Source organism: Nonomuraea sp. GTA35 (genome assembly GCF_041950525.1).
In the GTDB taxonomy this organism is placed as follows: Bacteria; Actinomycetota; Actinomycetes; order Streptosporangiales; family Streptosporangiaceae; genus Nonomuraea.
The window spans coordinates 545,432-564,600 of sequence record NZ_JBGNUV010000001.1 but is presented as its reverse complement, the minus strand read 5'-3'; the positions used below and the strand labels follow the sequence as shown (position 1 = coordinate 564,600).

Sequence of the window (19,169 nt, the reverse complement as noted above, 5' to 3'; positions counted from 1 at the left end):
AGGCACGCGCGCTCGCGGAAGGCTGGACCCGTCAGAAGGTCGCCTTCTCCGGAGGGGTCTGCCATTCCCGTCCCGGGCGAACTAAGATCCATCGTGGGAGAACAGGAGTGAGTCATGGCCCGAGTGCTTGTTCTGACCGGCGACGCGGCGGAAGAGCTGGACTCCATGTACCCCGTCTTCCGGCTCCGGGAAGGGGGCCATGAGGCGATCGTGGCCGCCCCCACCACGCGTGCGGTGAAGCTGGTGGTGCACGACTTCGAGCCCGGCTGGGACGCCTACACGGAGAAGCCCGGCCATCAGCTGCCGGTGGATCTCGCGTTCGCCGACGTGCGCCCCGATGACTACCAGGCGCTGGTGATCCCGGGCGGGCGCGCGCCGGAGTACATCCGCACCGATCCCGACGTCGCCCGTATCGTGCGCCACTTCTTCGAGCACGGCCTGCCGGTGGGCACGATCTGTCACGGCCCGCAGGTGCCGGCCGCGCTCGGTCTGCTGCGCGGCCGTACCACGGCGGCGTTCCCGCCGTTGCGGGCCGACATGGAGATGGCCGGCGCGACCTTCGTGGACGCCCCCGACGTGGTGGACGGCGCGATGGTCTCCTGCCGTGGCTGGCCGGACCTGCCTGAATGGTCGCGGGCCTTCATGCGCGTGCTGGAGGGCGTGAAGGTGCCGTTGTGAGGTGGGCGGATGCCGGCGGGCGGCGATCGTGCGTGCCGCGATCGCCGGCCATCGGCTGGGTGTGATGCCGGCCGAGGCCGGGTGCGGCGGGCGGATCAGTGGGCGGTGGCCCGGACGGCGTCGAGGATCAGTTCGGCGACCCGTTCGGGATGAGCGAGCATCACGAGGTGCGAGGAGTCGACGTCGACGGTCGTCATGCCGGCTCGTTCGTAGCCGTAACGCTCGACGTCGGGGTTGATGGTGCGGTCGGCCGTGGCGACCAGGCCCCAGGACGGCTTGGTCTTCCAGGCCGCCGCGGGGGCCTTCTCGCTGAAGGCCCGCGCAGCCAGCGGGCGCTGGGAGACGGCGAGGACAGCGGCGAGGCCGGGGTCGACGCCGGCGGCGAAGACCGCAGGGAACCTGTCGATCTGGACCGACACGTCGGTTCCGGTCTCCGTGGAGCCCTCGATCGGGAACGGGGTGTGGACGAGCGCGCCGGCAAGGTCGGAGTCGGGGAAGCGGCCCTGCAGCTCGCCCAGGCTCTCGCCTTCCTCCAGGGCGTAGCCGGCCAGGAAGACCAGCGCCTTGACGTTGTCCTCCGTTCCGGCGACCGTGATGATCGCGCCGCCGTAGGAGTGGCCGACCAGGATCACCGGACCGGGCACCTGCCGGACGAACGAGGCGATGTAGGCGGAGTCGCCGAGCAGGCTGCGGTTGGGAACGGCAGGGGCCAGCACGTCGAGGCCGCGGGCGATCAGTTGGGGGATGACGCGGGCGAAGCTGGACGCGTCGGCGAACGCGCCGTGGACCAGGACGACGGTGGGGCTGTCAGGACGGGACATGGCACAACTCTCTCTGTGTGTCGAGGTGATTGGATCGGCCGGTGCCGGCCGGGGATCAAGGTTCGCTGCCGCTGGCGCGGACGGCTGCGCTCGGGCCGGCTCGTACGGGTAAGGAGTGCGATGCTGGTTCGCCTGGGTGGCGGACGCTTCGGCCGGTGCCGCGCTGGGCGTCACGCGGCCGTGAGGTACGACGCGCGGGACACGGGGATCGGGGGGGGAACACCACGGCCTGAACGAACAGTAGGGGTGATCGGGGAAGGTGTCTTGCCTGCCAGCGCCCTACTTCTGGCCTGTCAGTGCCTGGGCGGCGCCGGCGGGCGGCAAACCCGCGCCGACCTTCTGTTATGCGCGGTTGTACCCTGTGGTGCGGTGTCCGGGAGGCGGTGGCCGTATCGCAGGGCGGGGTGGTATGGAGCGGTCCAGTCGTGGCCTTCGTTTCGCGGTGCTCGGGCCCGTGCGGGCCTGGCGGAACGGGGCGGAACTAGAGCTCGGGCCGCCACAACAGCGGGCCTTGCTGGCGCTGCTGCTCGCAGGCTCGGGCAGGGCGGTGACCGTTGAGGAGATCGTGGACGTGCTCTGGCGCGACGATCCCCCGGCCAGTGCGGTCAACATCGCGCAGCGCTACGTCGGCAAACTGCGCAGGCTGCTCGACCCGGGGTTGCCGCCGCGTTCGGAGGGGACTCTCCTGGTGCGCAGCGGGGGCGGATACCGGCTGGAGACGTCGTCGGCCGAGGTGGACCTGCTGGTGTTCCGGAACGGTGTGGAGCGAGCCCTGGGCGCGGACGCGGCGGGAGACCCCGAGCTGCGCGTGCGCCTGCTGATGGAGGCGCTCGGCCTGTGGCGGGGGCCGGTGGCGGCCAACGTGGAGGCGGACGTCCGCATCCATCCGATGTTCGTCGCGCTGGAGCGGGAGTACGTGAGCGCGGTGCGCCAGGCGGCGGACCTGGCCCTGCGTGCCGGAGTGGCGGAGCGAGCGCTGGTGGTGGTGCAGCGGGCGGCCGAGGCGTACCCGCTGGACGAGTCGCTGCAGGCCAGGCTGATCCGGATACTCGCCGCCACCGGCCAGCAGGCGGCCGCGTTCGCCGTCTTCCACACCCTGCGTGACCGGCTCGTGGAGGAGCTGGGGGTCGATCCGGGTGCCGAGGTGTCGGCGGCGCACGCCGCCCTCCTGTCCGAGCCGGCCGCTCCCCCCGCACAGCCCGCACGGCCCGCACGGCCCGCTCCCTCCGCACAGTTCGCCCCGCCCGCGCCTCCCGCGGTGGTGCCGGCCCAGTTGCCGGTGGACCTGGCGTCCTTCACCGGCCGCCACGACCAGGTCGCGGAGCTGCTCGACCTGGTGCCCGGCGCGCCTCACACCGTCCTCATCAACGCGATCGGCGGCATGGCCGGGATCGGCAAGACCACGCTGGCGATCCACGTCGCGCACCGGCTCGCCGGCCGGTTCCCCGACGGCCAGCTCTACGTGAACCTGCGGGGCTTCGACCCCGCCGAGGCGCCGTTGGCCCCGGCCGACGCCCTGCACGGGTTTCTGGAAGCCCTCGACGTGCCGCCCGAGCGTGTCCCGTCGGCCCTGGACGCGCGCGCCGCGCTGTTCCGCAGCCTGCTGGCCGGGCGGCGGATGCTGATCGTGCTCGACAACGCCCGCGACACCGCGCAGGTGACGCCGCTGCTGCCGGGCACCCCGGGCGCGCTCGTGCTGGTCACCAGCAGAAATCACCTGCTCGGCCTCGTCGCCGCGCACGGCGCGCACGCGCTCGCTCTGGGCCTGCTCTCGGCCGAGGAGGCACGCGACCTCCTGACGCGGCGGCTGGGCGCCGCCCGGCTGGCGGCCGAACCGGACGCCGCCGAAGAGATCATCGCCCTGTGCGCGCGGCTGCCGCTGGCGCTGGCCATCGTCGCCGCCCGTGCCGCCGCCAACCGCGCCTTCACCCTGTCGTCCATCGCGGCCGAACTGCGCCGCGCGAACGGCAGCCTGCGCGCGTTCACCGGCCCCGAGGCGGCGGTCGACGCGAGGGCGATCTTCTCCTGGTCCTACAAGACCCTCAGCCACGGCGCGGCCCGGCTGTTCCGGATGCTCGCCATGCACCCCGGCAGCGGCGAGGCCGGTCTCGACGCGGCCACCGCGCTCACCGGCGCCCCTGCCGGGACGCTGCTGGCCGAGCTGGTCGCCGCCAATCTCCTCACCGAGACCTCACCCGGACGGTACGCCTTCCACGACCTCCTGCACGCCTACGCCACCGAACTCGCCGACGAGGACGCCGTCGAGGGCCGCGAGGCCCTGCGGCGGGTGCTCGACTACTACCTCCACACCGCTCATGCCGCCTACCGGCTGATCGCACCGTTGAGGAAGAGCATCGAGGTGGAGCCGCCCCTGCCCGGCGTCCCGGAGCCACACCTCGCCGACAAGGAGCAGGCCGAGGCCTGGCTGAGAACCGAGCATCGCGCTCTGCTGGCCGCGGTCGAGACGGCGGCGCGGTCGGGGTTCGACACGCACGCCTGGCAACTGGCCTGGGCGCTGACGGACTTCCTCGACGCCCGTGGCTATCAGGAGGAGGCGCTGGGCGTCCATCGGACGGCGGCCCGGGCCGCCGAACGGCTGAGCGATCCGTCCGCTCAGGCCCACGCGTATCACAGCCTCGGCAGCGCGGCGAGCAACCTGGGACGTACGGACGAAGCGCTCGAGTACACCTCCCACGCGGTCGAGCTGTTCGGCGAGGTGGGCGATCTTCACAACCAAGCGCATGCCATGCGCTTGGTCGCCTACGAGCTCAACAAGCAGGAACGGACCGCGGAAGCGCTGGTCCACGCCGAGCGGGCGCTCGAGCTGTTCAGCGCCGTGGGTGACGCCCGGGGGCAGGCGATCACGCTCAATTCGGTCGGCTGGTGCCACATGCAGCTCGGTCACTACGAGCGCGGCTTGGAGTACTGTCAGCGCGCGGTCGAGCGACTGGCGGGGACGGGATCCCGCCGCAGCGAGCCCGCGGCCTGGGACAGCATCGGGTACGCCAGGCACCGGCTCGGGCAGTTCCAGGAGGCCATCAGCGCCTATCGGCGCGCGGTGGAGCTGCGCAACCTCATGGGCCTGCGATATCTCGAGGCGTGCTCCCTGGAGCGGCTGGGCGCTGTGTACCGGGATGCCGGAGAGCACGAAGCCGCGCGTGAGGCGTGGCAGGCCGCCCTGGCCATCCTCACCGATCTGCGCCACCCCGCGGCAGGCGGCGTCAGGACCAACCTGGCAGCCCTCTGAACGGCACTGTCACAGATCTCGCACAGTCCTTACGCGGGGTCCTTCCTAGGCTCGGCCCGTCTAGGAAGGACCTACTTCATGTCTGCTCATGCGATGAGCCATGCCGGGCTGCGGGTGCGTGTCACTCTTGCTGAGGGGAGAGCAGGTTGAGCTTGCTGTTGACGACCGCTTCCGTTCCTGACCGTGACAAGGTCGCCTACTGGAATGACGCGGTGAGCAGGACCCTGGTGCCCATGACCGTCGTCCCGCAAGGCGACGGACCGTTCGAGGGCCGGATCGAGACCGACCGCCTCGGTTATCTCCAGGTCTCGACCATGGAGGCCGACGCGAACCGGATCAGCCGCACGCCGACGCTGATCGCACGCTCGCCGGCGGGATTCGTGGCGATCGGTGTTCAGGTGTCGGGCACGGCGACCCTGCTCCAGGACGGCAGGCGGGCGGAGGTGAGCGAGGGGGACCTGGTGGTGTACGACACGACGAGGCCGTACTTCCTCGACTATCCGCAACGGTTCTCCACCCATGTCTTCCAGTTGCCCCGCCGCGTGCTGGGCGTTCCGGAAGCCGACATCCGGCAGGTCACCGGAACCACCATCGGCACAGGGGACGGCCTCGGCTCGATGCTGGTGCCCTTCCTGGCCGCGCTGGCCACCTCGGCCCACGCCTACTCCCCTGCCGTGGCGACCCGGTTGGCGGGCAACGTCGTGGACCTGTTCTCCACGCTGGTGGCCGAGCGGACCAACCAGGTCGCCCTGGAGGCGGACAACGCCCGCGCCCACCTCGTCCTGCGGGTTCGCGGTCACATCAACGAGAACCTGGGCGATCCCGGTCTGTCGCCGGAGAGCATCGCGCGGGCGCTCCGGATTTCGGTCCGCTACCTGCACCGGGTCTTCGAGGGCGAGGGGATCACGGTCGGTCGGCTCATCCAGTACAGGCGTCTGGAGGAGTGCGGGCGCGAGCTCGCCCGCCGCGGCGGGACGGTGCCCACGGTGTCAGTCGTGGCCCAGCGATGGGGGTTCGTCAATCCCGCTCACTTCAGCCGTGCCTTCCGGGCCGTCTACGGGATGTCCCCTCGTGAATGGCGTGGCCTGCGCGCCGCCGGGGTCGAGGGCAGGCCGGCGCCGGACTCCTCCGCGCGGGCCCGCGTGCCCGGCGCCGATCAGTGGTGATCTCCGCGCCCGGCCGGAACCCTTCGCCCTCAGGGCTTCTTGGCAGGCGACCATGTGAGCGACACCACCCCACCGTCCGATCGGCCCCCCTGGCCGAGTTGCAGGGCGGAGACCGCCTTCCCGAGGACGCCGGCACGCGCAGGCGCCTGGTACCGACGAGGCGAGGCATGGGCGCATCGACACCCTCCACGCCGTCCTGCACCGCTACCGCGGCTGACATCACCGCACCTGGGTGCCTCCCGGTGACACTTCCCGGCAAGAAACAGTGCGCTCGAGGGCAACAGCCGGCCAGGGATCTCCCCTAACGTCATGGATGTCCCGGACCGCACCCGTCATGCAACACCCTGCCCCGGCCACCGGCGGGCCGATGCGGTCCGCGCGGCGCTCTTCCGTCCCGTGCGTGGTCGTGAGCGCGCACCACCGCCATCATTCGGATCCAAGGAGCAGGTCCATGCGTACATCACCGTGGGCCAGGAGAACTCCGCCTCCGTCAACCTCTACGACGAGGATCACCGAACCGGTCTTCCATCCCGACACCGTCGCCCGCCTGATCGAGCGCGCCGTCAACGGCCGCTGATCCGCGCGGGTTCCCTTCTCACCTTTGGAGCGATCCATGAACAAGCCCGTTCTCGAGCCTGCCGCGCGTGCCTTCGCCGAAGCCACCGCACGGCCTCCCTTCCTGTTCCAGCTGCTGCCGGGCGAGGGCCGCAAGGCCGTCGACGACGTGCAGTCCGGCCCGATCGACAAGCCGGCCGTGGACGAGGAGTGGGTGACGATCCCCGGCGGCCCGACCGGCCAGGTCAAGGCCCGCATCGTCCGCCCGGCGGGCAGCACCGATGACCTGCCCGTCGTCATCTACATCCACGGCGCGGGCTGGGTGTTCGGCAACGCCCACACCCACGACCGGCTGGTGCGCGAGCTGGCGACCGGCGCGGACGCCGCCGTGGTCTTCCCCGAGTACGACCTGTCGCCCGAGCACCGCTACCCGGTCGCGATCGAGCAGAACTGGACCGTGGCCCAGTGGATCGTCGCCGAGGGCGCGTCCAAGGGACTGGACGCCTCCAGGATCGCGGTGGCCGGCGACTCGGTCGGCGGCAACATGAGCGCCGCCCTGACGCTGATGGCCAAGCAGCGCGGCGGGCTGGAGCTGCGCCAGCAGGTGCTGTTCTACCCGGTGACCGACGCCTCCTTCGACACCGGCTCCTACCACCAGTTCGCCGAGGGCTACTTCCTGCGGCGCGACGGCATGCAGTGGTTCTGGGACCAGTACACCACCGACGAGGGCCAGCGGGCCGAGATCACCGCCTCCCCGCTGCGTGCCTCGCTGGAGGAGCTGGCCGGGCTGCCCCCGGCACTGATCATCACCGCGGAGGCGGACGTGCTGCGCGACGAGGGCGAGGCGTACGCCAACAAGCTGCGCTCCGCCGGGGTGCCGGTGACCGCGGTGCGCTACCTGGGCATCATCCACGACTTCGTCATGCTCAACGCACTGCGCGAGACCCACGCCGCCGACTCCGCGATCGAGCTGGCCACCGGCACGCTGCGCCGCGCCCTGGCCAAGCGCTGAGTCAGCGCGCGCGAGCCCGTCCACGCAGCGAATCGGCGCTGACCGTGGTCGGCGGCCGCGTCGCGTACGCTGCGGCGGAGTCCCGGAAGCCGATCGGCCGGTTCAGCCCGGCACGTTCATCCGCTGGGTGCCGATCACTGAAACCAACCGCAGCGCCTCCTCGGCAGGGGAGCCGGGGTCGGCCGTGTAGATCACCACCTGCTGGTCCCGGTCGGAGCTGTCCAGCACGTGGCAGTTCAGGGTGATGGGGCCGACCAGCGGGTGGTGCAGGGTCTTGCGCAGGCTCGGCCCTGGCGCCACGTCGTGCGAGGCCCACAGGCGGGCGAACTCGGCGCTGCCGTCCAGCAACTCCGACACCAGCTCCTGCACCTCGCGGGCGCCGGGGTAGCGGGCGGCGGCGGCGCGCAGCCGCCGGGCCGCCTCGTTGGCGAACGCGGCCCGGTCCGCCTCGGCCAGGACGGGCGGCCGGGACCCGTTCAGGAAGGCGTAGCGGATGAGGTTGCGCTCGCGCGGGGACAGCGCGGAGAAGTCCCCCATCAGTGCGGCCGCCAGGTCGTTCCAGGCGATCACCTCGTAGGTCGCGGACAGCACCGTCACGGCGGCCTGCGGCAGCCGGTCCAGCAGGTCGAGGATGTCGCGGTGCACCTCGCGGCGCGGGCCGGGCGGCGGGCCCGGCGGTGCGCCGGCCAGGTGGTGCAGGTGCCCGCGTTCGGCCTCCGACAGGCGCAGCGCCCGGGCCAGCCCGGCCAGCACCTCGCGGGACGGGCGCGGGGCGCGGGCCTGTTCCAGGCGGGTGTAGTACTCGGTCGAGATGTAGGCGAGCTGGGCCACCTCCTCGCGGCGCAACCCGGGGGTACGGCGCCGCCGCCCGGCCGGCAGGCCCACGTCGGCGGCGGAGATCCGCTCTCGCCTGCTGCGCAGGAAGGCGGCCAGTTCCTGTCTGTCCACGCTCCCACTATGCGGGGCCTGCGCCGCGCTCAGCCAGGTACAGCCGATGCCTGGCTGAGCACCGCGCGCCGGGGCCAGGCTCGATGCCATGACTGATCACACGAACAACGGCCTGCTGGCCGGCAAGGTCGCCTTCGTCACCGGCGCCGGGCGCGGCATCGGCGCCGCCGCGGCGCGGCTGTTCGCCCGGGAGGGCGCCACGGTGCTGCTCGCCGCCCGTACCGAGGAACAGCTCAAGGCCGTGACCGAGGAGATCCGCGCGGCGGGCGGCACCGCCGGCCACGTCGTGTGCGACCTGGCCGACCCGGCCGGCGTCCGCGCCGCGGTGGAGCGGGCGGTGGACCTGTACGGCAGGCTCGACGTCGCCTTCAACAACGGCGCGACGGCGGTGCCCCCGGCACCGATGGACCGGATGCCGGAGTCCGACTTCGACCTGATGTACACCGTGAACTTCAAGGGACAGTGGGTCGCCATGTCCGCGCAGGTGGCCGCGATCCGGGCCACCGCCGGGACCGGGGCGATCGTCAACACCTCCACCGTCGGCAGCTGGGGGCCCAACCCCTTGCTGCCCGCCTACGGCGCGATGAAGCGGGCGCTCAACAGCCTCACCGAGTCGGCCGCCGCCACGTACGGCCCGGAGGGCATCCGGGTCAACGGGATCGCCCCCGGCACCACGCTGACCGAGATGGTCGACGCCTGGGAGGCCGTCTCGCCCGGGATCGTCGAGCAGCTCAACGCGCGGACCTCGCTGCGCCGCGCCGCCGCGCCCGAGGAGGTCGCCGAGGCCGCCGCCTGGCTGCTCAGCGACCGCTCCTCCTACGTGACCGGGACGGTGCTGCGGGTGGACGGCGGCCTGAGCTGAGCGGGTGCGAGACGGTTCGGGAGGTGTCGCCATGTTCTCGCGGCCAGGGCATCTCACCCATGTGCGCAGGCGCGCGTACTGATCGCGCCCAGGTCGCCGAACAGCCGAACGCCTTGGAGACATGGCTTTGCCGGCTGTTGAGGTAGGGCGCGGGGCCGCTGGGCAGGCGCGGATGAGGTGCACGGAGCCGATGCGCGGCAGCATGCCCCGGCCTCGGCGGCAAGCAGAGAAGGGAAGCCGTGATGACTTCTGTGACGGCCGACGCATCCGGCCAATTCATGATCGACGGCGCTCTCCCCGTCAACCGCCTCGGCTACGGAACGATGCAACTGACCGGCCCCGGCGTGTGGGGGCCTCCGGCCGATCCGGACGAGGCCGTGCGAGTGCTGCGCCGGGCGGCGGAACTCGGGGTGACGCTCTTCGACACCGCCGACTCCTACGGCCCGTCGGTCGCCGAGCCGCTGCTGCGGCGCGCTCTCGCCCCGTACGACGAGGACATCGTCATCGCCACCAAGGCAGGGCTCACCCGCCAGGGCCCCGATACGTGGACGCCTGTCGGCAGGCCGGCCTACCTGCGGCAGCAGTGCGAGATGAGCCTGCGCATCCTCGGGGTGGAGCGGATCGCGCTGTTCCAGCTGCACCGCGTCGATCCGGACGTGCCCCTCGAAGACCAGGTCGGCGAGCTGAAAGCGCTGAAGGACGAGGGGAAGATCGCGCACATCGGCCTGTCGGAGGTGAGTGTCGAAGAGATCGAACAGGCCCGCGCCGTCGCCTCGATCGCCTCCGTGCAGAACCTGTACAACCTGGCCACCCGCACCGCCGAGAGCGTGCTCGACCACTGTGAACGCCACGACATCGCCTTCATCCCGTGGTTTCCGCTGGCCACCGGCGGCCTGGTGCGGTCCGGCGGGCCGCTTGAAACCATCGCCTCCCGGCTGTCGGCCACGCCGTCACAGCTCGCGCTCGCGTGGCTGCTCCACCGCTCACCGGTCATGCTGCCCATTCCCGGCACCTCGTCGATCGAGCATCTGGAGCAGAACGTGGCCGCCGCGGCCCTGCAGCTGACCGACGAGGACATGACCGAGCTGACCTCGGCCGTCACGGCGCCGAGCTGACCTCCGCGCCGGACCACCAGGCGCGCACCGGGGCGTCCGCCGCTGACGGGCCTACGTGGCCACGCACGCCGGCGACGTGGCGGAAGCGCGCGTCCCGCGATCCTGCGCGTCCGCCGGACCGCCGAACACCGATGACAACAGCAACGTGCCGACCGTCGCGGCCACCGCCACCACGGCAGCCACGACCGCGACACCGCGCCGACGGCGACCGGCCCTCCAGGACGCGGAAGCGGCCGGCGCCGTCGTCGCGAAGGCCCGCGGGACCGCCTTCACCGCATGCCTGCCCTGCACCCGGCCCCGCCCCTGGCCGTCGGCAGGCGCGGCAGCGTGATGCTCACGACAGTCCCCACGACGGTGCTCACGAGGGTACTCACGGCGGTGCCGATGCCGGCTGGCAGGCCGGACATCGCGCGCCGGCGCGGCGCCGCTGACGACGGCCGATGACGGCCCGCGGTCCCCGCCGACGAGATCGCACAGCACCTCCACGGCCGCCGGCCGAGCCGCCGCGTCCTTGGCCAGACAGGCCGCCACCAGCCGGCGCAGCGCGTCGGGCAAGCCGGACAGATCCGGCTCGGCATGCAGGACGGCGTTGAGCGTCGCCGGCACGGTGCCGCCGGCGAAGGCCGGCCGGCCGGTCGCCGCGAAGACCATCGTGCCCGCCCACGAGAACATGTCGGAGGCGGGGGTGAGCGGCTGGTCGTCGAACTGCTCCGGCGCCATGTACGCCGGCGTGCCCACCGGCTCGGTCGAGCCGGCGGCCGCGTCCAGCGCGAACGCGATCCCGAAGTCGATCACCACGGGCCCTTCCGGGCCCATGATCACGTTGCTCGGCTTGAAGTCGCGGTGCACGATCCCTGCCGCGTGGACAGAGGTCAGAGCGGTCAGCGTGGTGACCGCCAGCCGCTCCAGCCCGCTGCCGCTGCGCGGCCCGCCCTCCTTGACCAGCCTCTCCAGCGACGGCCCCGGGACGTACTCGCTGATGATGTACGGACGCTCGTCGGTGAAGCCGGTCTCCAGCACGCGGGCCGTGGAGAAGGTGGCCAGCCGCTGTGCGATCTCCGCTTCGCGGCGGAACCGTGCCCTGACGTGGGAGTCGGCCGCGAAGCACGGGTGCAGCATCTTGATCGCCACCTGCCGCCCGCCAGGCGACTCGCCGAGGAAGACCGCGCCCTGGCCGCCTTCGCCCAGCCGTCTCACCACGTGGTAGCCGCTGACACGTGCCGGGTCTCCGGGGCCCGGCGCGGGAAGATCCTGCATGGTTCCTCATCCCTCTCCTGATCGTGCCTCACTGCTGCGTCCCGGGCGGGCACCCGGTCAGCCGTGGCCGCCTGCACCGCGGCCACGCGGCTCGGCCACGTCTCCGGCACGGCCATGGCGGGGCTCTCCGCGAGTTACTTTTGGTTACTGATGTACTCTTCGATGACCGGTAACAGCAACGTGACCTGGTCACTTTCAGGTGACGGAGGACGCAGGGGCCGTGATGCGCTTCACCGAGTTGCTGCGGACGGCGCCCGGCATCTCCCGCCGCATGCTGACGCTGCGCAATCTGGAGCGGGACGGGCTGGTCAAGCGTGTGATCTTTCCGGAGATCCCGCCCCGGGTCGAGTACGAGGTCACCCCGTTCGGACGCACCCTGTCCGAACCCGTCCTGGCGCTCACCCGGTGGACGGCCGACAACCAGGACACGCTCCGCGACAACCGCCGCGCCTTCGACCAGGCCGCCGGCCACGACCCCGACGATCTCGACTGAGACCTGGACGGTTCACTCCATGTGACCACGGTTCCGTTGAAGTGACCGATCACCGGCGTGTATTCAGTACTCGGAAGTCACCGAGGCCGGCGGAAAGCCCTGCTCGAAGCCGTCGGCGCACGTACGGGAGATGATCAGCATGCCCTCGCCCACCCTCTGAGCCGACCGCTCTTCCCCGGCAGGGCGCCCATCGCCCACGGGACGGCGCTCACCACGGACCCCGAAGCACCCCGCCGCCCCGGTCGCAGTGCCGTGCCCGCACGCCTTGCCGCGTGATGCTCCCCCGCCCCGAACCTGACCCGAGCCTGGCCATGCCCTGGCCATGGCTGCCCAGAACTTCCTTGGCGACCCCGAACCACGGGTCACCCGCCATCCCCCACGGGTTCACCTCCGTGAGAAACCTCTGTTGAAAGGACCCCGCAATGACTCGTATCGGCATCATCCTCGGCAGCACCCGCCCCGGTCGCAACGGCGAACAGGTGGCGCAGTGGGTGCTGGAGCACGCCTCCCGGCGCACGGACGCCGTCTTCGAGCTCGTGGACCTGCTGGACTACCCGCTCCCGCACCTGGACGAGCCCCTGCCGCCGGCCTACGGCCAGTACCAGAACGAGCACACCAAGGCGTGGGCCGCCAAGATCGCCTCCTACGACGGTTTCGTCATGGTGACGCCCGAGTACAACCACTCCACCTCGGGTGTGCTGAAGAACGCGATCGACTACCTGTTCGCCGAGTGGAACCACAAGGCCTTCGGCATCGTGTCCTACGGGAGCGTCGGCGGCGCCCGGGCGGCGGAGCACCTGCGGCTGATCGGGGGCGAGCTGAAGCTCGCCGCCGTGCGCACCAACGTGGCCCTGTCGCTGTTCACCGACTTCCGCGACTTCAGCAAGCTCGCCGCCGGTGACCACCAGGTGGCGGCCCTGGCGACCATGTTCGACGAGGTCGTCGCCTGGAGCCGCGCCCTGGCCCCGCTGCGCCAGGCCGCCTGAGCCCCGTGCCGGCCGGACGGTCCCGCACACCCCGGCCGGCACGGCAACCACCGCCCGGAGAGATCCACCGCGACGCCCACGCCGGCGTCGGCATCGATCGCCAGGAACACCACAGAGCAGGAGGAAACCGTGAGCGTCGGCAGGATCGAACACCCGCGCTTCGAGGTGGGGCTCAACTCGTTCGGGGAGGTGGCGACGGATGGCGGGCGGGTGCTCGACGACGCCGAGACGCTGCGCCTGCTCGTGGAGGAGGCCCGGCTGGCCGAGGCGGTGGGGCTGGACGTCTTCAGCGTGGGAGAGCACTACCGCGAGGGGCACAACGACTCGGCGGCCCCGGTGCTGCTCGCCGCGATCGCCACCGCCACCCGGCGCATCGGGCTCGGCACGTCCGTGACGGTGTTGAGCACGAACGACCCGGTCCGGCTGTATCAGGAGTTCTCCACTCTCGACGCGGTGTCCGGCGGCCGTGCGCAGATCGTGCTGGGCCGCGCCTCCGCGGTGGAGTCGTTCGCGCTGTTCGGCTACGACCTGGCCGACTACGAGCGGTTGTTCGAGGAGAAGCTCGACCTGTTCCTGCGGCTGGAGCGCGAGGAGGAGGTGACCTGGTCCGGGACGGTGCGGACGCCGCTCACCGGGCAGCGGCTGCACCCGCGGATGCGGCCGGGCGGCATCCCGACGTGGATCGGCGTGGGCGGCAGCCCGGACTCCGTGCTGCGCGCCGCCCGTCACGGCCTGCCCCTCATGATGGCCATCATCGGCGGGCGGCCCCAGCGGTTCGCCAGGAACGTCCAGTTGTACCTCACGGCGCTGGAGCGTTTCGGCCGGCCCGCGCTGCCGATCGGCCAGCACTCGCTCGGCCTGGTCGCCGACACCGACGAGGAGGCCGTGGAGACCTGGTGGCGGTACTGGCAGCCGGTCGTCGAGGCGCTCGCGGCCGAGCGCGGCTTCTACGCGCCGGACCGGGAACGCTACGAGGCCGAGCTCGCGCACGGCGCGCTGTTCGTCGGCTCGCCCGAGACGGTCGCCCGGAAGATCGTCCAGGTGGCCCGCGATCTGCGGCTGAGCCGCTTCGATCTGAAGTACGACATCATGCACCTGCCGCGCGAGGCCCGGGCTCGCACGATCGAGCTGCTCGGCCGCGAGGTCGCCCCGCGGGTACGCGAGCTGCTCGCCGCCGGGCGCTCCGGTGACCTGGAGCGGGCATGAAGCCCGGCGACGTGCGCACCATCGGCATCCTCGGCGCCGGCAAGGTCGGCACCGTGCTGGCCCGCCTGGCGGTGGAGGCCGGCTACCGCGTCCTGATCGCGGGCTCCGGGGAGGCCGCGCGGATCTCCCTCATCGTCGAGGTCGTCACGCCCGGCGCGGTCGCGGTGAGCGCGGCGGAGGCCGCCGCCGGGGCGGACGTCGTGGTGCTGGCCCTGCCGCTCGGCAGGTATCGCCACGTGCCGGCCGAGGCGCTGCGGGGCAAGCTGGTGATCGACGCGATGAACCACTGGCAGGAGGTGGACGGGGTACGTGACGACCTCACCGACCCGCGGACGTCCTCCAGCGAGATCGTCCAGGCGTTCCTGGCCGGTGCCCGGGTCGTCAAGGCCTTCAACCACATGGGCTACCACGACCTGGAAGAGGGCGCCCGGCCCGCCGGCACGCCCGGCCGCCGCGCGATCGCCGTCGCCGGTGACGACCCGGACGACGTCGAGGTCGTCGCCTCGATCGTGGACGCGCTCGGCTTCGACCCGGTGATCGCCGGCCCGCTCGCCGAGGGCGTGCGCATGGAGCCGGGCACGGAACCGTTCGGCGCGAACGTGGCCGCGGCCGAGCTGCGCGCCATGCTCGGCCGGTTCCCCGAGTCGCGGCGCGGCCGGCAGGTGCTCGGCGCGCGGCGGGGAACGCCCTGAGGTGACGGCGCGCTGACATGTGTGCACGGTGAAGGAGGAAACATGGAGATCAAGGGATCGGTCGCCCTGGTGACGGGTGCGAACCGCGGTATCGGGCGCGCGTTCGCCCGAGCGTTGATCGACCACGGCGCGAAGAAGGTCTACGCCGGCGTCCGCGACCCGGCCGGCGTGTCGGACCCCGGCGTCGTCCCCGTCCGGCTGGACGTCACCGACGAGGAGAGCGTCGCCTCGGCCGCGTTCATCGCGAGCGACGTCTCCATCGTGGTCAACAATGCCGGGGTCGGCGGCGCGAGCACCAAGCTGCTGGAGGGCGCCTTCGACGGCGCCCGCCAGGCGATGGAGGTCAACTACTTCGGCACCTGGGCGGTGGCGCGGGCCTTCGCTCCCGTCCTGGCCCGCAACGGCGGTGGAGCCCTGGTGAACATGCTGTCGGTGGCGTCCTGGGTCGGCCAGCCCGAGTTCCCCGGGTACGCGGCCTCCAAGGCCGCGCAGTGGTCGCTGACGGACGCCCTGCGCAAGGCGCTGCGCGCGCAGGGAACGCTGGTGGTCGGGGTGCACGCGGGGTTCGTGGACACCGACCTCAGCGCCTGGACCGACGCGCCGAAGATCAGCGCCGGCACGGTGGCCGAGCTGACCATGGACGCCCTGCTCCGTGACCAGGCCGAAGTGCTGGCCGACGAGCAGAGCCGCAGCGTCAAGGCGGCACTGTCGGAGCCGGTCAGGCGCTGACGCGCCGCGTCGGCCGGGACGCCATTGGGGTCAGCCGGCGGTCACGGTTCCCGGGGCGGGTTCCTTGAGCCGCCGGGCGACTGTCGTGAGCAACTCGTCCGAGAGATCCTCGTCGGCCACGGCCCGGGACATGAGCACGGCGCCGACCAGGGCGCTGAGGGTGAGCATCGCCTCGGCCCTGGCGTCCTCGCTGTCGCCGTCCAGGCCCTCGATCAGCTCCAGGTACGCGCGGACCTGCTTCTCGTAGGCCTGCTTGACCTGCTCGTCGCCCCGTCCCGCGGCGGCTCCGAGGGTGACCAGCGCGCAGCCGGTGGCCGGCCTGTCGCGGTGCCGCTTGGCGAGATAGGCGTCGACGAGGCCGGCCCGCGCGCTCTGCTCGTTCCCGCGCGCGGCCCGCTCCATCTTCGCCGAGCCCTCGGCCAGGGCGACGGCGGCGGCCTGGGCGATCAGATCGTCCCGCGAGGCGAAGTGTTTGTAGAAGCCGCCGTGCGTGAGCCCGGCCTCCTTCATCAGCTCGGCGATGCCGGGACGGGTGACGCCTTCCGCGCGGATCTTGCGGGAGGTGATCCGCAGGACCCGCGCGCGGGTCGCCGCCTTGTCCGCCTGAGAATGGCCCATGCCGGCCCTCCCCCTCCTGCGGTGGAATCGCCGCGCCTCGTCGTCTGGATGACGTACATCATACACATCAACAGCAAAGCGCTATTTGACCGCAGTTTTCTTGACTCTGTGGATGATGGGAAACATCCTGTAACTTGGTGCGTCGACTGATCAGCAAGGAGCAGGTGCCATGTCCCAGGCGTATGACCCCCGCCACACGGCCGTGCTGCTGGTCGATCCGTACAACGATTTCCTGTCGGAGGGCGGCAAGATCTGGCCGCGCGTGCAGCCCGTGGCCGAGCAGGTCGGCCTGCTGGACCACCTGCGCTCCGTGGTCACCACCGCCCGGGAGGCGGGCGTCCGCGTGATGATCGTGCCGCACCGCCGCTGGGAACCCGGCGACTACGAGACGTGGGACCACCCCAATCCCACCCAGCGCGGCATCATGGAGCGGCACAGCTTCGCCCGCGGCACCTGGGGCGGGGAGTTCCACCCCGACTTCCAGCCGCGCCCCGGCGACATCGTGGCCCGGGAGCACTGGGCGCAGAGCGGCTTCGCCAACACCGACCTCGACTTCCAGCTCAAGCAGCACGGCATCACCCACGTCGTGCTCGTCGGCCTGCTGGCCAACACCTGCATCGAGTCCACCGGCCGGTTCGCCATGGAGCTCGGCTACCACGTCACGCTGGTGCGCGACGCCACCGCGGCGTTCCTGCCCGAGATGATGCACGCCGCCCACGAGCTGAACGGCCCCACCTTCGCCCACGCCATCACCACCACCGGCGACCTCACGGCCGCGTTCAAGGGAGCGCACGCGTGAGACCGCCGACCGGGGCGGCCCGGGTTTCCACCACCCCGGCGCCCGCGAAAGCGCTCCACCGGCTGCCGCGGCGCCGGCGGGCGCACGCCGGCCTCGGACGGCCAGCGAGTCCCCGACTCCAGGGGCAGAGCGCACGAATCCCATCGTGCCGGCCCTTCGACACGAGCGCAGGAGGCGCAGAGCATGGACATGCCCCGGCAGGAATGTGCGATCACCGTACTGGGCGGGCCCACGGCCGTCATCGACCTCGGCGGCCTGCGCATCGTCAGTGACCCGACCTTCGACGACGCCGGGCCGCACGGGTACCTGACGAAAACGGCGGGTCCGGCCGTCGCCGAGGACGCCCTGGGCGCGATCGACCTGGTCCTGGTCAGCCACGACGGCCACCCGGACAACCTCGACGAGCGTGGACGCGCATGCGCCAGGAGCGCCCCGATGGTCATCACCGGCCCGCTCTCCGCGGAACGGCTCGGTCCGCCCGCGATCGGCCTGGCTCCCTGGGACAGCTACCACGTGCCCCTGGGCGACGGCGGAGGCCGGCTCACCGTCCTGGCGGTCCCCGCCGTCCACGGCCCCGAGGACGGCGATCGCGACGCCGACGGGCACGTCAACTGCGAGGTCACCGGGTTCGTCCTGTCCGGTCCAGGACTTCCCACGATCTACATCAGCGGCGACAACGCCTCCATCCGTACCGTGGCGGAGATCTCCCGCCGCCTGCCGGACATCGACGTAGCCCTGCTCCACGCCGGAGCGGCCCGCGTACCCGCGAAGTTCGACGGGCGCCCGCTGACGTTCGACAGCCGACGAGCCGCGGCCGCCGCGGCGGTCCTGGGCGCGGGCCTCGTGATCCCGGCCCACTACGACGGCTGGGCCCATTTCTCCGAAGGGCTGGCCGACCTGGAGCTGGCCTTCGACGAAGCCGGGCTGTCCTCGCTCCTGCGGACGGCACCGCACGGCACCTGGACACACGTGCACCGCTGACCGACACGGCGGGTTCGTCAGGGTGCCGGGATGCCTTCTCAGCGCGCCTTACTGCCGCGGTCGGCCCCTGCCGCCTCGGGAACGTCGTCCCGCGCGGTCGCCGGCCGGACCCGCACGGCGGAAAATGTCGTGCGATGTCAGGACCAGCCCAGTAGCATTGGGCAAGCACCCCGGCTTCCGCTCGGCCGCGGCGAGCCTGCGCTGGATGCTCATCCACATGGTCGAGGAGACCGGCAGGCACGCCGGCCACCTGGACATCATCAGGGAGCTGGTGGACGGCGAGAAGGGCTACTGCTGACCGCCCGCGGGAGACCGTCCGCTGCCGGGGACGCCGCCGCAGTCGCGACCGCCTGCGTGCCGCGGCGGGGCGACTCCTAGGTGAGGCCGCCGAGGAGCCTGACGGCGTTGTAGTACTTCATCGCGATGTCGATGCAGTCGTTGATCTTCGAGCGTGACGACTGTTCGGAGCACACCCTCAGCATGTCCGTCCTGAAGGCCTCGTCCACCTTCTTGCGGTGGGTGTTCCTCCAGGACGCGGAACCGACCAGGTGCTTGACGTTCGCATACCCGAAGTCGTGCCGCGCGCAGGCGTTCTTGAAGTCGAAGCCGCTGGGCTTGTCCGGGCTCTTGTCGCAGTAGTCGGTCCGCCAGTTGAAGTTCATGTTCTTGATGTGGCCCTTCTTGTCGCGGTCGGCCCGCGCACGAAGCCACGCGTCGTAGCCGGCGGCCGTATCGGCCGTGAGCCTGAGCGCCGTGATGAGCTTCACGTTCTTGCTCGCCTTGGGAGGATCGGCGCTCGCCGCGGCGGGAACGGCGAGCACGGCGGCGGCCGCGCAAGCCGCCGCTGATAAGGCCAGGAACTTCGGCATGGTGACTCCAGGGGTGAGGAGGATGTCGCGCCCGTTGCCGGGCGGCCAGACGATGGTCGCGATCCGGCCCGCCGTACCGCAAGAAACCGCGGTGCACGGCGGCGCGGAACATACCTGCGGCATACCGGGCAGGAC

Annotated in this window: 19 protein-coding genes; 14 read left to right on the top strand and 5 right to left on the bottom strand. The window is 71.8% G+C overall.

All coding sequences use genetic code 11. The annotated features are described in order from the left end of the window. Nucleotides 1–114: 114 nt before the first annotated feature. Complete coding sequence (locus tag ACBJ32_RS02485; protein ID WP_375125206.1) at nucleotides 115–678, top strand: DJ-1/PfpI family protein; 564 nt, start codon at nucleotides 115–117, stop codon at nucleotides 676–678. 95 nt (nucleotides 679–773) lie between these two features. Here ACBJ32_RS02485 and ACBJ32_RS02480 read toward each other — a convergent pair whose 3' ends face one another. Continuing rightward, entirely contained in the window at nucleotides 774–1,499 is a 726-nt protein-coding gene (locus tag ACBJ32_RS02480; RefSeq protein WP_375125205.1) for an alpha/beta fold hydrolase, read from the bottom strand. A 409-nt stretch (nucleotides 1,500–1,908) separates the two neighbouring features. Here ACBJ32_RS02480 and ACBJ32_RS02475 point away from each other — a divergent pair, with 409 nt between their 5' ends. From ACBJ32_RS02475 to ACBJ32_RS02465, 3 genes are all read left to right on the top strand, one after another. Beyond that, entirely contained in the window at nucleotides 1,909–4,746 is a 2,838-nt protein-coding gene (locus tag ACBJ32_RS02475) for a BTAD domain-containing putative transcriptional regulator (RefSeq protein WP_375125204.1), read from the top strand. Nucleotides 4,747–4,892: 146 nt separating this feature from the next. Further along, entirely contained in the window at nucleotides 4,893–5,912 is a 1,020-nt protein-coding gene (locus tag ACBJ32_RS02470) for a helix-turn-helix domain-containing protein (protein ID WP_375125203.1), read from the top strand. 613 nt (nucleotides 5,913–6,525) lie between these two features. Continuing rightward, a complete protein-coding gene (locus ACBJ32_RS02465) occupies nucleotides 6,526–7,479 on the top strand; it encodes an alpha/beta hydrolase (RefSeq protein WP_375125202.1) in 954 nt (317 codons plus the stop codon). Between the two features lie 102 nt (nucleotides 7,480–7,581). Here the strand turns inward: ACBJ32_RS02465 and ACBJ32_RS02460 are convergent, their stop codons facing one another. Continuing rightward, nucleotides 7,582–8,427 (bottom strand): helix-turn-helix transcriptional regulator, encoded by an 846-nt coding sequence (locus ACBJ32_RS02460; protein WP_375125201.1) that lies wholly within the window; start codon nucleotides 8,425–8,427, stop codon nucleotides 7,582–7,584. A gap of 88 nt (nucleotides 8,428–8,515) precedes the next feature. Here ACBJ32_RS02460 and ACBJ32_RS02455 point away from each other — a divergent pair, with 88 nt between their 5' ends. Beyond that, nucleotides 8,516–9,289, top strand: a complete 774-nt coding sequence (locus ACBJ32_RS02455) for an SDR family NAD(P)-dependent oxidoreductase (protein ID WP_375125200.1) — start codon at nucleotides 8,516–8,518, stop codon at nucleotides 9,287–9,289. 242 nt (nucleotides 9,290–9,531) lie between these two features. Beyond that, nucleotides 9,532–10,404, top strand: coding sequence for an aldo/keto reductase (locus tag ACBJ32_RS02450; RefSeq protein ID WP_375125199.1), 873 nt, complete (start codon nucleotides 9,532–9,534; stop codon nucleotides 10,402–10,404). 51 nt (nucleotides 10,405–10,455) lie between these two features. On the opposite strand, the gene ACBJ32_RS02445 is transcribed toward ACBJ32_RS02450, so the two are convergent. Further along, nucleotides 10,456–11,661 (bottom strand): serine/threonine-protein kinase, encoded by a 1,206-nt coding sequence (locus ACBJ32_RS02445; protein WP_375125198.1) that lies wholly within the window; start codon nucleotides 11,659–11,661, stop codon nucleotides 10,456–10,458. A gap of 223 nt (nucleotides 11,662–11,884) precedes the next feature. Between ACBJ32_RS02445 and ACBJ32_RS02440 the strand changes: the two genes are divergently transcribed. The 5 genes from ACBJ32_RS02440 (at nucleotide 11,885) to ACBJ32_RS02420 (ending at nucleotide 15,767) form a co-directional block, all read left to right on the top strand. Then, nucleotides 11,885–12,154, top strand: coding sequence for a winged helix-turn-helix transcriptional regulator (locus ACBJ32_RS02440; RefSeq protein WP_375125197.1), 270 nt, complete (start codon nucleotides 11,885–11,887; stop codon nucleotides 12,152–12,154). Nucleotides 12,155–12,576: 422 nt separating this feature from the next. Then, nucleotides 12,577–13,140 (top strand): NAD(P)H-dependent oxidoreductase, encoded by a 564-nt coding sequence (locus ACBJ32_RS02435; protein WP_357883538.1) that lies wholly within the window; start codon nucleotides 12,577–12,579, stop codon nucleotides 13,138–13,140. Nucleotides 13,141–13,269: 129 nt separating this feature from the next. After that, a complete protein-coding gene (locus ACBJ32_RS02430; RefSeq protein ID WP_375125196.1) occupies nucleotides 13,270–14,346 on the top strand; it encodes an LLM class flavin-dependent oxidoreductase in 1,077 nt (358 codons plus the stop codon). Further along, nucleotides 14,343–15,038, top strand: coding sequence for an NADPH-dependent F420 reductase (locus tag ACBJ32_RS02425; RefSeq protein ID WP_375125195.1), 696 nt, complete (start codon nucleotides 14,343–14,345; stop codon nucleotides 15,036–15,038). Before ACBJ32_RS02430 ends, ACBJ32_RS02425 begins: the two co-directional genes overlap by 4 nt. Nucleotides 15,039–15,080: 42 nt before the next feature. Continuing rightward, nucleotides 15,081–15,767, top strand: a complete 687-nt coding sequence (locus ACBJ32_RS02420; RefSeq protein WP_375125194.1) for an SDR family oxidoreductase — start codon at nucleotides 15,081–15,083, stop codon at nucleotides 15,765–15,767. Between the two features lie 30 nt (nucleotides 15,768–15,797). Here ACBJ32_RS02420 and ACBJ32_RS02415 read toward each other — a convergent pair whose 3' ends face one another. Beyond that, the gene (locus tag ACBJ32_RS02415) at nucleotides 15,798–16,385 is read right to left on the bottom strand and encodes a TetR/AcrR family transcriptional regulator (RefSeq protein WP_375125193.1); all 588 of its coding nucleotides are present in this window, start codon (nucleotides 16,383–16,385) and stop codon (nucleotides 15,798–15,800) included. 169 nt (nucleotides 16,386–16,554) lie between these two features. Between ACBJ32_RS02415 and ACBJ32_RS02410 the strand changes: the two genes are divergently transcribed. The 3 genes from ACBJ32_RS02410 to ACBJ32_RS02400 all read left to right on the top strand — a co-directional run bounded on the left by ACBJ32_RS02410 (nucleotide 16,555) and on the right by ACBJ32_RS02400 (nucleotide 18,463). Continuing rightward, nucleotides 16,555–17,184, top strand: coding sequence for a cysteine hydrolase (locus ACBJ32_RS02410; RefSeq protein WP_375125192.1), 630 nt, complete (start codon nucleotides 16,555–16,557; stop codon nucleotides 17,182–17,184). 183 nt (nucleotides 17,185–17,367) lie between these two features. Beyond that, a complete protein-coding gene (locus ACBJ32_RS02405; protein WP_375125191.1) occupies nucleotides 17,368–18,165 on the top strand; it encodes an MBL fold metallo-hydrolase in 798 nt (265 codons plus the stop codon). 157 nt (nucleotides 18,166–18,322) lie between these two features. Next, nucleotides 18,323–18,463: a DUF664 domain-containing protein gene (locus ACBJ32_RS02400; RefSeq protein WP_375125190.1), complete on the top strand. Its 141-nt coding sequence runs from the start codon at nucleotides 18,323–18,325 to the stop codon at nucleotides 18,461–18,463. Nucleotides 18,464–18,539: 76 nt separating this feature from the next. On the opposite strand, the gene ACBJ32_RS02395 is transcribed toward ACBJ32_RS02400, so the two are convergent. Continuing rightward, nucleotides 18,540–19,034 (bottom strand): phospholipase A2, encoded by a 495-nt coding sequence (locus ACBJ32_RS02395; RefSeq protein ID WP_375125189.1) that lies wholly within the window; start codon nucleotides 19,032–19,034, stop codon nucleotides 18,540–18,542. Between the last annotated feature and the right edge of the window lie 135 nt (nucleotides 19,035–19,169).